At 67.9% G+C, this 12152-nt stretch carries 9 protein-coding genes; 1 reads left to right on the top strand and 8 read right to left on the bottom strand.

Going from position 1 to position 12152, the window contains the following annotated elements; translation table 11 throughout:
- Nucleotides 1-45 precede the first annotated feature (45 nt).
- On the top strand, nucleotides 46-996 hold the full coding sequence (locus VV02_RS05835; RefSeq protein ID WP_052590413.1) for a hypothetical protein: 951 nt from the start codon (nucleotides 46-48) through the stop codon (nucleotides 994-996).
- 98 nt (nucleotides 997-1094) lie between these two features.
- Here the strand turns inward: VV02_RS05835 and clpB are convergent, their stop codons facing one another.
- From clpB to VV02_RS05795, 8 genes are all read right to left on the bottom strand, one after another.
- Nucleotides 1095-3662 carry an ATP-dependent chaperone ClpB gene (gene clpB, locus VV02_RS05830; RefSeq protein WP_052590412.1) on the bottom strand — a complete coding sequence of 856 codons (2568 nt, stop codon included), beginning with the start codon at nucleotides 3660-3662 and terminating at the stop codon, nucleotides 1095-1097.
- Between the two features lie 324 nt (nucleotides 3663-3986).
- Nucleotides 3987-6995, bottom strand: a complete 3009-nt coding sequence (locus VV02_RS05825) for a S8 family peptidase (protein ID WP_218917357.1) — start codon at nucleotides 6993-6995, stop codon at nucleotides 3987-3989.
- Nucleotides 6996-7142: 147 nt separating this feature from the next.
- On the bottom strand, nucleotides 7143-7655 hold the full coding sequence (locus VV02_RS05820) for a hypothetical protein (protein WP_157063287.1): 513 nt from the start codon (nucleotides 7653-7655) through the stop codon (nucleotides 7143-7145).
- 1 nt (nucleotide 7656) lies between these two features.
- Nucleotides 7657-8670, bottom strand: a complete 1014-nt coding sequence (locus VV02_RS05815; protein ID WP_157063286.1) for an acyltransferase domain-containing protein — start codon at nucleotides 8668-8670, stop codon at nucleotides 7657-7659.
- Nucleotides 8671-8715: 45 nt separating this feature from the next.
- Nucleotides 8716-9675 carry a ketoacyl-ACP synthase III family protein gene (locus VV02_RS05810; RefSeq protein ID WP_052590408.1) on the bottom strand — a complete coding sequence of 320 codons (960 nt, stop codon included), beginning with the start codon at nucleotides 9673-9675 and terminating at the stop codon, nucleotides 8716-8718.
- Between the two features lie 2 nt (nucleotides 9676-9677).
- Entirely contained in the window at nucleotides 9678-10340 is a 663-nt protein-coding gene (locus tag VV02_RS05805) for a 4'-phosphopantetheinyl transferase family protein (RefSeq protein WP_157063285.1), read from the bottom strand.
- Complete coding sequence (locus VV02_RS05800) at nucleotides 10337-10561, bottom strand: hypothetical protein (protein ID WP_052590406.1); 225 nt, start codon at nucleotides 10559-10561, stop codon at nucleotides 10337-10339. Before VV02_RS05800 ends, VV02_RS05805 begins: the two co-directional genes overlap by 4 nt.
- Nucleotides 10558-12144 carry an acyl-CoA carboxylase subunit beta gene (locus VV02_RS05795; protein WP_052590405.1) on the bottom strand — a complete coding sequence of 529 codons (1587 nt, stop codon included), beginning with the start codon at nucleotides 12142-12144 and terminating at the stop codon, nucleotides 10558-10560. Before VV02_RS05795 ends, VV02_RS05800 begins: the two co-directional genes overlap by 4 nt.
- Nucleotides 12145-12152: the final 8 nt, after the last annotated feature.

Genomic DNA, 12152 nt, shown 5'->3' with positions numbered 1-12152 from the left:
AGGGCGGGTCAGGTGAGGGCTCGGACTCCCTGCCACCCTTCGGCCATGACCTCAGCGGATGAACCGAGCACCAGTCTGCGCGAGCTGCTGTGGCCGGTGGGCACACTGCACCGTGCGGGAGTCGCGTCAACCGGCGCACAGCCGGAGCACCAGCGTCTACGTCAGGGCACCTATGTCGACCGCACCACATGGCAGGCACTCGAGCCCCGGGAGCAGCTGGCGCTGCGGGTCCATGCCGTCGACTGCTTGGCCGAGGACGATCACCTGTTCTCACACCACAGCGCTGCGGCACTCTGGGGACTTCCGATCATCGGGCAGTGGCCCGAGCTCGTGGAGCACACCACGCCCGCCGGCACCGCAGGTCGCACACCTGGCGTCCGTCGACGACGCGCGAAGAACCTGCCCGAAGGCGTCATCAAGGACGACGTCCTCGTCACCGCACCAGCGCGTACCGTCATCGATCTCGCGCGCGAGGTCCGGCTCGAATCGGCAGTAGCCGCAGCCGACCACGCCCTGCGACTCGAACTCTGCACGGTCGAGGAGCTGCAAGCTGAGTGCGATCTCCTACCCAAGGGCGCACGCCGTAAACGGAACGCGCGCCGAGTCGTGTGCCTGGCCGATCCGCTGTCGGAGTCCGTGGGCGAGTCCTTGAGTCGAGTCCGGATGTACCAGCTAGGACCGCCCAAGCCGGTCCTCCAGATCAACTTCACCGATGCGCGCGGTCTGATCGGGCGCGTCGACTTCTGGTGGGAGGGCTATGCGCTCATCGGTGAGTTCGACGGTCGAGTGAAGTACCGGGTGCCAGAGGGCGCGTCCGCGGATGAGGCCTCGGCCGTGCTCTGGAAAGAGAAGCAGCGCGAGGACCGCCTCAGTGCCGGCGAACGACGGGTCAGACGCTGGGTCTGGGACGACGCGTACCACCTCGAACGATTCCGTCAGGTGATGGACGCCTGTGGTCTGCGGCCGATACCCGTCGATACCTGGCTCTGCCACTGACGCCGAGAGGCAAACCAACGCACTGAGAGGCACACCTCGCGGGTGTGCCTCTCGAGCGATAGGTATGCCTCTCGGCGAAGGCTGTGCGGGAGGGCGGGTCAGGTGAGGGTGAGGGTGTCCGCGTCGGGGTCCTTGTCGACGGTGACCTGCTGGCCGTCGCGGATGTCACCGGCGAGGAGGGCCTTGGCGAGCCGGTCGCCGACCTCCTTCTGGACCAGCCGCCGCAGGGGGCGGGCGCCGTACGCCGGGTCGTAGCCCTTGTCGGCCAGCCAGTCACGAGCGGCATCCGTCACGGACAGCGTGATCCGCCGGTCCGCGAGCCGGGAGCCCAGCTCAGCGACCTGCAGGTCGACGATGTGGGCCAGCTCCTCCTGCGACAGCGGGTCGAAGATCACGACCTCGTCGAGCCGATTGAGGAACTCCGGCTTGAACGCCTGCCGCACCGCGCCCATCACCGACTCGCGCTTGGCGTCGTCGGACAGTGTCGGGTCGATGAGGTACTGCGAGCCCAGGTTGGACGTCATCACCAGGATCACGTTGCGGAAGTCGACCGTGCGTCCCTGCCCATCGGTCAGCCGCCCGTCGTCGAGCACCTGCAGCAGGATGTCGAACGTCTCCGGGTGCGCCTTCTCGACCTCGTCGAGCAGGACCACGCTGTACGGCCGCCGCCGCACCGCTTCCGTCAGCTGGCCTCCCTCTTCGTAGCCGACGTAGCCGGGAGGCGACCCGATCAGCCGCGCCACCGCGTGCCGCTCGGAGTACTCCGACATGTCGATGCGGACCATCGCCCGCTCGTCGTCGAACAGGAAGTCGGCGAGTGACTTCGCCAGCTCGGTCTTGCCGACACCCGTCGGACCGAGGAACAGGAACGAGCCTGTCGGCCGGTCCGGGTCGGCCACACCGGCGCGCGACCGGCGTACGGCATCGGAAACCGCTGCGATTGCTTCAGATTGGCCGATCAGCCGCTCACCGATGACCGACTCCATCTTGAGGAGCTTTTCGGTCTCACCCTCCAGGAGGCGCCCGGCCGGGATGCCGGTCCAGGACGAGATGACGTCGGCGATGTCGTCGGCGCCGACCTCCTCCTTGACCATCGGGTCGTCTCCGCCGGCCGTCGATGAGGTCGCCTCGGCCTCCTGCGCGGAGGTGAGGTCGGCCTCGAGAGCCGGGAGGTCGCCGTACAGCAGCTTGGACGCGCCGGCGTAATCTCCTTCTCGCTGAAGGCGATCCGCCTGAGTGCGCAGCTCATCGATGCGCGCCTTGATGTCACCGACCCGGTTGAGGCCGGCCTTCTCGGCATCCCATCGAGCCGTCAGCGCAGCGAGCTGCTCCTGCTTGTCGGCCAGGTCGGACTGCAGCCGACGCAACCGCTCGCGCGAGGCGTCGTCGGACTCGTTCTGCAGGTGCAGCTCTTCCATCTTGAGCCGGTCGACCGCGCGTCGGAGCTCGTCGATCTCGACCGGCGAGGAGTCGATCTCCATGCGCAGCCGCGATGCCGCCTCGTCGATCAGATCGATCGCCTTGTCGGGCAGCTGACGCGAGGTGATGTAGCGGTCGGACAGCGAAGCCGCAGCAACGAGAGCGGAATCCGCGATCGCGACCTTGTGGTGCGCCTCGTAGCGCTCCTTGAGTCCGCGCAGGATCGCGATGGTGTCCTCGACGGACGGCTCACCCACGAACACCTGCTGGAAGCGCCGCTCCAACGCGGCGTCCTTCTCGATGTGCTCGCGATATTCGTCCAGCGTCGTCGCGCCGACGAGTCGCAGCTCGCCACGGGCCAGCATCGGCTTAAGCATGTTGCTGGCGTCCATCGCGCCTTCGCCGGTCGCCCCCGCGCCGACCACGGTGTGCAGCTCGTCAATGAAGGTGACGACCTGGCCACCGCTGCCCTTGATCTCCTCGAGCACGGCCTTGAGCCGCTCCTCGAACTCGCCACGGTACTTCGCACCCGCGACCATCGCACCGAGGTCGAGCGACACCAAACGCTTGTCCCGCAACGATTCTGGGACGTCGCCCTCGACAATGCGCTGGGCCAGACCTTCGACGACAGCCGTCTTGCCGACGCCCGGGTCACCGATGAGAACCGGGTTGTTCTTGGTACGTCGGGACAGCACCTGCACGACGCGTCGGATCTCGGAGTCGCGGCCGATGACCGGGTCCAGGCGACCTTCGCGGGCCGCGTCGGTCAGGTCAGTGCCGTACTTCTCGAGCGCGTCGAACGTGCCCTCGGGCTCGGCCGAGGTGACCTTCGCACCACCGCGCGTGGCGGGCAGCGCCTGCTCCAAAGCCGTTGCGTCCAAACCGAAGTCGCCGATCCGCGCGGTCGCCACGAGGAGGTGGTCGGTGGAGACGTAGGTGTCCCCCATCGAGGTCATCAGCTCACGAGCCTGCTCCAGCACGTTGAGCATCGCCCGGGACATCGACGGCTGCGCCACTGAGGCGCCGGTCGCCGACGGAAGGGCATCGACCGCGGCTTGAGCCGTGGCCCGGACAGCCGCGACCGTCGTACCGACGGCTTCGAGCAGTGGCGCGGTCGTGGTGTCGGTCTGCTCGGTCAGCGCAAGCAGCAGATGCGCCGGCTCCACCTGTGGGTGGCCGGACGATGTCGCGTGGCGGACGGCGGAGGACAGCGCCTCTTGCGCCTTCGTGGTGAGCTGCAGGTCCAAGGTGGTTACCCCTCTGTGTCGATGATCAGAACGTGCCGTACGCCGGACAGCGGGCTCTCGGACAGCCTGCCCGTCCTGAGTCTTTGGGTTCAACTCCTTCTCCGGCTGGATTCGCAGGCTCACCCACCCGGCATCGTCGCTGAACCGCCGCGTACATCTCCTCTAGTGCAAACGACAGCAAAGTTGAGTCTGTTCCGCTCAACTTCAACTTTCTGGGCACAAAGCCGGCCCCGGACCGCAATGGTCCGGGGCCGGCTCGGCGTACGCGTTGCCGGGTCTCGATACGGCTCGCCCAGGGGCTCGCCTACTCGACCGGCGTTCGGGTTACGGGTTGACCGTGACCAGGGTGCGACCAACCTCCGCCGTGCCCTGCGCGTAGAACACCGCGCCGAGGTAGTGCTGGCCGGCGGTCAGACCACTCCAGGTGGCCTTCACGCTGGCCGAGCCACCGGTCGTGACCGGCTGGGTCGCCGGCGTCACGGTCAGGTTGCCCGCAGCCGTGGCCGGGACCGCGAACGAGTGGACCTTGACGTCCAAGGACGTCGGACCTGCGAACAGATCCGCGGTCACCGTGTAGGTGCCGGCCGCCGGGTTGTTGAGCGTCACCGCTTCCTCAGCGGTGCCGCCGCCGCTGTCACCCACGTCCACGCCGTCCTTGCTGACCGAGATGTCGATGTCCGTGCCCGCAGGCGTGTCGGCGTCGTAGGTCGCAAAGCGTGCGACCTTCGTGCCGGCCGGGATCGTCACCGTGACGGTGCTGTTGTTGGCCTGCGTGGTCGGCGCGACCTGCACGGTGCTGGGCACCAGCCCGCCGGCCTTCGCACCCAGGGTGCCGGTGAAGCCGCTCACGACCGGGAACGTCGCCGTCCCGGACGCGCTCGTCTGCACGCTCTCACCAGGCACCGACGCGGCCACTGCACGCACCGCGATCGGGCTGACGACGGTCGACTTCGAGGTGCCGAAGCCGGCCAGGGTGACCGTGCCGAACGCCCAGGTGCCGTACGCCGCGTCCTTGCGGGTCAGCGTCACGGTGTAGCTGCGCGACTGGCCCTTCGGGACGGCGAGGATGGACGGGCTGACCGACGCGGTGAAGCCGGCCGGCGCCTTGACCTGCGTGCGGTAGACGCCGGTCTGGTTGCTGACGTTGGTCACCGTGCGCGTGATCGTCTGCTTGCCGGCCAGGTCGCCCACCGAGATGCTCGGGTAGTTGAGGTCACTCGGGTCGATCTTGCCGATCGTGTCGCAGGCCTCCGGGTCGGAGACCAGCTGCAGCTGACCGATGCCACAGGCGTACTTGAGCCAGTCGGTCGAGTTGGCGTCGTAGACCAGGCCCGGGTCGAACGACTGCGCCGGGCGGACGTGGCCAGAGCCGTAGTCCAGCGGCGTCGCGTTCTTGCCGGCGCGCTGGATCGGCTTGCCCTGGTTGTCCAGGGTGGTCGCCGTCGTCATGAGAGCCGACTTGATCGCGGCGGGCGACCAGTCGGGGTGCGCCTGCCGGACCAGCGCGGCGATGCCGGTGATGTGCGGAGCCGACATCGACGTACCGGAGTAGGCGTCGAAGTTGTTGCCGTTGTTGCCCGGAGGCGCGACGGCCGCGATGACACCCGAGCCCGGAGCGGTGATGTCGGGCTTGAGCAGGTCACCACCACCGGCGGTGGCCGGTCCGTACGACGAGAACCCGGCCATCTCCGGCGCGCGCGCCGGCGTGGTCGAGACTGCCGAGATCGTTGCGGTGGCACCTGCGGTCGCGGCGTACGCCTTGATCGGTGCGCCTGCGATGTTGTCGACCGCGATGGTCGGCACGGTGTGGAAGTCAGCGTCCAGCGACTGGCCGGCGTTCGGGTTGGCCTGGACCATGCCGATACCGCCGGCAGCCTTGACCGCCGCGCTCTTGTCGAGGCGGGCGTTGCCGCCACGCGTGCAGACCACGATCTTGCCCTTGGTCTTGGCCGGGTCGAGCGCCGGCTGTACGCCGTTGGAGGGGTCCTGGTCGACGTCGCTGTAGCAGAGGTCGGCCGCCGTCGCGGGGACACCTGCGGCGCCCAGCGTGGAGGAGTTGACCAGCGAGGCCGGTCCGACCGCCACGCCCACGCCGACACCGGTGTACTTCTTGCCGTTGCCGAGGGTGATGGTCTTCTCGACTGCGCGATCGTGCGTGCTGGCTGCGACCGTCATCGTCCACGGCGCGTTGTGCGCGACGCTGGAGACACCGATCGTGTCGCCCTCGTTGCCAGCCGACGTCGAGATGAAGACGCCCGCGTCCGCAGCGCCGAGGAACGCCAGCTCGTCCGCGCCCACGACGTAGTCGCGCGAGCCCGAGATCGAGTAGTTGATGACGTCGACGCCGTCGCCGACCGCGTCGTCGATGGCGGCGACCAGGTCGCTGGTGCTACCGCTGGCGCCGGAGTGGTCGGCCTTCTCCCACAGCGCCTTGTAGGCCGCGATGCGAGCGCCGGGTGCCATCCCGCTGGTGTTGCCGACCGACGTCCCGTTGATCGAGGCAGGGACGCCGCTGTCGCCGGCGGCGGTCGACGCGGTGTGCGAGCCGTGGCCGCTGTAGTCACGCGGGGAGAGGAACTCCTCGGGGATGACCGTGGCGTTGTCCTTGTAGTAGCGGGCGCCGATGAGCTTGTTGTTGCACTTGAAGGGTGCGCCGTTGGTGTCAGTGCCGGCGTCGCAGATCCCCTTGAACTTCGCCTTGATGACGGCGGCCTCAGCCGGGGTCTGCGTCGTGGCGGCGAACGACTTGTTCTCGGGCCAGATGCCCGAGTCGATGTCGCCGACGATGATGCCCTTGCCGGCGTTGGCCGTGCCGCCGAACTTCTTCTGCCAGACGCCTGTCGGGCCGTCGAGCCCGAGGAACTTCGGGGTGGTGGTCGTGTCGGCCGTACGCACCTCGTCCTTCCAGACGCGCACCACCTTGGACGACTTGCGCAGGTTGGCGACCTGGGCCGGGGTGAGCTTGGCCGCGAAGCCGTTGAACGCAGTGCTGTACTCGCGGGTGATCGCCGAGCTGGACGCGCCGGCGGACTTCAGCACGTCGCCGTGCACCTTCTTGAGGTGTCCGGCGTACGACTTCGCCGGGGCACTCGCGCGGTTGAGCTTCTTGCCCTTGCTCGGCTTGGTGGCCGCGATACCGGAGACGCCTCCGGTGTAGCTGGCGATCGGTGCGCCGGACACCTGGACGATGTAGCGGGCGGTGGGGGCGGACGATGCGGCATCAGCGGATGACGACGCCAGTCCGGCGAGCGGCGCGGCCGCGAGGCCGGTCACCGCGAGGGCGACCGAAGCCGCGCGCCTTCGTGATCGTGGTTGGGACGGATTGGGGCGCACGGGCTCTCCTCGCATGAACACGCCGCATCGAGACTTCGCGGCATGGGGTGGCTGAACTGTAAGGACTTCTTGCCCCCCACGTCACGCAATTGGCCACTACGCTATTCCGCCCCGGAACGCCGCTGCGAACGCGGCGCCTAGCGGCAGTCAACCGAAATGGTGCATACGCATGATCCAGACGACGATTTCTTCGTCGGTCGGATCCTCGAGTGTCTCCGAGACCCGCGCTCCCGGCCCACTGGCCGAGCTCAACCGCATACGGCACGCATGGACCGATCGCACGACGCTCACGTGACTCTCCAGCTCGAGATAGAGGGTCGGTTCTCCCGCGGGGTCCGGCGCCTGGAACGTCACGGTCAGCCGCCCAGCCGAGTCGCGATAGCCCCGAGCGACCAGCATCCATCCGATGCGCTCCGCCCACCGCACCAACGAGACCTGCCCCGTCGCGGCCACGAACAGGCGGCCGTCGGGCGTCGCGGAGAGATTACGGATCAGATCCTCGCCTGGGACAACGAGGCTGTACCGGTCGCCCAGATAGGTCGGAATGAAGGATGCAGCATGATTGTGGTGAGCTTCCGAAAAGGGGTTTTCCATTGTGTCCTTGGGTGCGCCGGCGCTGAAGGCAAATCGTCCACCTGGGCGTGAACGATTCGTCGCCATATCAACCGGCCGAGAACGATCGCGCCACCGCGGGAGATGGGATATCAAACTCACACAGCAATTCCCGCGCACGCAGCATAACGCCCCGCTGGCGAGCAATGCTGGTTACGCCACGGGGTGTCATCGCAATAACCGTGGGGCGTCCTCCAGCAGCCGTTCGGCGCCGCGCGGCAAGGCCGGTCAGCCCTTGACCGGGGCCGCACTCGACGAAGGTCGACGCACCCTGGTCGAGACAGCTCTGCAGCGCTGCGGAGAACTGCACGGGCCGGCATGGCTGCAGGGCCCAGAACGACGGGTCCGCGAACTCGGCGCCCAGCATCGTCCCGCTGTAGCCGCTCACGACGGGGATCGTGGGCTCCGCGAGATCAGTACGCGCATGCTCCGCGAGAACCTCGGCACACCATGGCTCGAGCAGGGGGTGATGAAAGGCCGTGCGCGCCCGCGCCGTCATCACCGTCATACCGGCGGATCGCAGTGCGGCGCCTGCACGTTGGAGCGACTCGTCCGCTCCCGCGACCAGCAGCTGGCGGGGCGCGTTGATCGCCGCCACGGCCGCGCCGCCAGACAGGTACGGCGTGACCTCCTCGACGGTGCCGACCACGGCGAGCATGCCTCCGGCAGGCGCCCCGGCCAGGACGTCGACCCTCAGAGCAGCCAATCGCGCCGCCTCGGCCAAAGGCATCACGCCACTCAGGACCGCCGCGGCGTACTCACCTGCACTGTGACCCAGCAACAGCGACGGCGTCACGCCCCAGCTGAGCACTGTGCAAGCCAACGCGTGATCCACCGCGAGCAGCAACAGCTGGGCATGGCGTACGTCCGCCATGCGCCACTCGTCCTCGTCGGTCAGCCAGAACTGCCGAAGAGTGCGCCCACGATCACCCCATGCATCGAAGAATTCATCCATGGAGCGCGTGAATACCGGGTCCCACTCATACAGCCCGGCAGCCATTCCTGGGAATTGCGATCCCTGCCCAGGAAGCAAGAAGCACACTGAGTTCTGTGGGTCTAGCATGATCAACCCCCGATATCGTCTAGAATTCCTACGGATGGCATGAGTTCAGTCAGCCATCTGGATAACCGCGCAGGTCCAGCTGAATCCGGAGCCGATTCCGATCATCAGCACGATGTCGCCGGGTTCGGTGTCCCCCGATCGCCAGAGCTGCTCGAGGCCATAGATCTGATCACCAGGTCCGAGATGTCCCACGCGCCGGCCCCATTTCCAGGTCGTGCGGTCCACTTCGATGCCGAACGGCACGATCAACGCGGCCTTCAGCCGCCGCAGACCCAGATGCGGAAGAACGAACCACGAGACGTCGGCGAAAGTGACCCCGGCCAGCTCGAGCGCGCGGTCGACCGCAGCTGCCTGACCCGCCTGCAGTGCTCGCACCGCAGACGAGGCGCCGAACTCCTTCATGAAGTCGCGCTTGCAGCCACCCAGATCGAGCGGGCCGGCCTCTGCTTCCATGCCGCGGCGATGCATCCCTTCGAGCTCGTGCCGTGACTCGGTGTGCACGCTCAGCACCCGCGCCAGACCGGGCTCAGTGCCGACGACCATGGCCGTCCCGCCGTCGCCGAACACGGTGCCCGGATCGCCCTGCCACCGATCCACCCAGGGCTCGTGGAAGCGGTCGCCCGTACTGATCAGGATCGGTCCCGATGATCTCTGCAGCAGCCCGTGGGCCAGCTCGAGTCCGGCCATCCCGCCGTTGGAGATCTGATCGATCTGCAGAGCGGGACAGGTCGCGCCCACCTGGTCACCGACGTACGCCGCCGGTGACCACAGGTCAGCGGTACGCTCGAACGACGAGGCGTACAAGATGCGCGAAAGATCAGCGCCCCCAACGCCACTCACCGCCAGCGCCTTGCCAGCCGCAGTGGCCGCCATGACCGGTGCGGGGACGTCACTGTGCGCCACGCTGACGACGTCGACCTGGGCAAGAGGTGGGTTCGGACCGACCTCCTGAGGATCGGGTACGTCGCTGGCGACGCCTTGGATGTAGACCGATGGGTCGACCATGCTCACCACCTCCAGGAACGGATCGTGACGGGGGTGTCCGGGGCTGTGGCGAGACAAGCCAGGACATCGGTTCGTGGCCGCAGCATGTGCAGTCGGATGTCTGGACCAGGCTGAATGTCCTGGTCGGAGAACCCGGTCGGGATGTCGAGGCCGTGCGAGAGGCCGACCCCGAGGAGCTTCAGCGCGGCCTCCTTGCGCACCCAGCAGTCGCGGACCAGGTCGGCTCGCTGAGCGCCGTCGCGCGCCGTCGAGAGGCGCCTGCGTTCGGCAGCGGGAAGCCGTCCCAGCCACGACGGGGTACGCGGCCACGCACGAGGCAGCTCGGCGTCCAGGCCGACCTCTCTGTCGGCACAGACCGCGACGGCCGCGACGCGCCCGGTGTGCGTGACCGAGAACCGTGGCCCACGTCGTACGAATGGCTTGCCATGGCCACCACCGCACTGCGGGCAGCTGGCGCGCTTGAACACGACTTCCTTTGCGCTGCAAGCCATCTCGGCGCTCATCACGTGACGCAGGCCAACTCGAGCGGTCGCGTAGCCGAGTCCCGAGTCCCGCACGCGGCTGCGACCGATCCGGGCGCGTTCCGAGTCGCTCAGAGTCGCCTGCACGAGCCGCTCGGGGGCTGTGTCGAAGACCCAAACGGTCACTCCTGCCGGCGCACTCACGGGTCCGACCTCTCCCGAGGCCGGACCGACCACGTACGACGCCCACCACGACTGCCCGCGAACTCGTCGAGCAGTCGGCGTCGGCGAGCCGTAGGTGCCGTGGAGCGTTCGGCATAACGCCGGACGGCGACCGCGACCGCGACGACCTCCAGCTCGTCGAGCACCGCGTCAGTCACGAATGCCGGATCTGTCTGCGGCACAACGCCGTTGGTGCCGCTCACTGCGGCTGGTTCCCATGCTTGCGTGCCGGGATATCGGCATCCTTGGTTCGCAGCATCCGGATGGCCCGAACCAGGGTCCGTCGGGTGTCGGCGGGTTCGATGACGTCGTCGATGAGACCACGCTCGGCGGCGTAGTAGGGATGCATCAGCTCCTCCTTGTACTCCGAGATGAGCTGTCCACGAGTCGCCTCAGGATCGAGCGCGTCGGCGATCTGGCGGCGGAAGATGATGTTGGCCGCACCGTCGGCACCCATGACCGCGACCTCGTTGGTGGGCCAGGCGTACGACAGGTCGGCGCCGATGCTGCGGGAGTCCATGACGATGTAGGCACCGCCGTAGGCCTTGCGCACGATGAGCGAGATCCGCGGCACGGTCGCGTTGCAGTAGGCGTACAGGAGCTTGGCTCCGTGCCGGATGATGCCGCCGTGCTCCTGGTCCACACCGGGCAGGAACCCGGGCACGTCGACGAGGGTGACGATCGGGATATTGAACGCGTCGCACATCTGCACGAATCGCGCCGCCTTGGTGCTCGCGTCGATATCGAGCACCCCTGCCAGCACCATCGGCTGGCTCGCCACGAACCCGACCAGCTCACCGTCGAGATGCCCAAGGGCCGTGATGATGTTGCCGGCCCAGGCGTCCTGCACCTCGATGAACTCACCGTCGTCGACGACCTCCTCCAGCACCGTGCGCATGTCGTACGGCTGCGTCGGGTCGGTGGGCACCAGGTCGTTGAGCGCATCGCACCGCCGCTCGGGGTCGTCGTCGGTGGGAGCGTGCGGCGGCAGCTCCTTGTTGTTGGTCGGGAGGATCGACAGCATGTAGCGGACGTCCTCCAGGCAGCCTTCCTCGGTGGCGTAGGCGAAGTGCGCGACGCCCGACGTCCGGGTGTGCGCGTCGCTGCCACCCAGGTCGTTCTGCGAGATCGACTCGCCTGTGACGGCACGTACGACGTCGGGCCCGGTGATGAACATCTGCGACGTCCCGCCCACCATGAAGATGAGGTCCGTGAGCGCCGGCGCGTACGCCGCTCCCCCGGCGCAAGGGCCGAGCATCACGCTGATCTGCGGGATGACACCGGACGCCTGCACCGACCGACGGAAGATGCCGCCGTACCCGGCGAGCGCCGTGACGCCCTCCTGGATCCGGGCGCCCGCACCGTCGTTGAGCGAGACGAGCGGTGCGCCGGCCGCGATGGCCATATCCATGATCTTGTGGATCTTCTCGGCGTGCGCCTCCCCGAGCGCGCCGCCGTAGATCCGGAAGTCGTGGGCGAAGACGAAGACCGTGCGGCCGAAGACGGTGCCCCAGCCGGTCACGACACCGTCGGTGTAGGGCCGCTTGGCCTCCATCCCGAAGGTCGTCGCCCGGTGACGTCGCAGCGGTTCGACCTCGTTGAACGAGTCCGGGTCCAGGAGCAGCTCGATGCGCTCGCGCACCGTGAGCTTGCCCTTGGAGTGCTGGCGCTCGGTAGCGGCCGGGTCCTCCCCGAGCGTGACGAGCTCCTTGAGCGCTGCGAGCGAACCCGTGGTGCGGGTCCTGGCGGTGGGTCTGGTCCGGCGATCGGGCAGTGTGTCAGTCATCTGATCCT

The organism is Luteipulveratus mongoliensis (genome assembly GCF_001190945.1).
Lineage (GTDB): Bacteria > Actinomycetota > Actinomycetes > Actinomycetales > Dermatophilaceae > Luteipulveratus > Luteipulveratus mongoliensis.
This window is presented reverse-complemented; position numbering and strand designations above follow the sequence as displayed.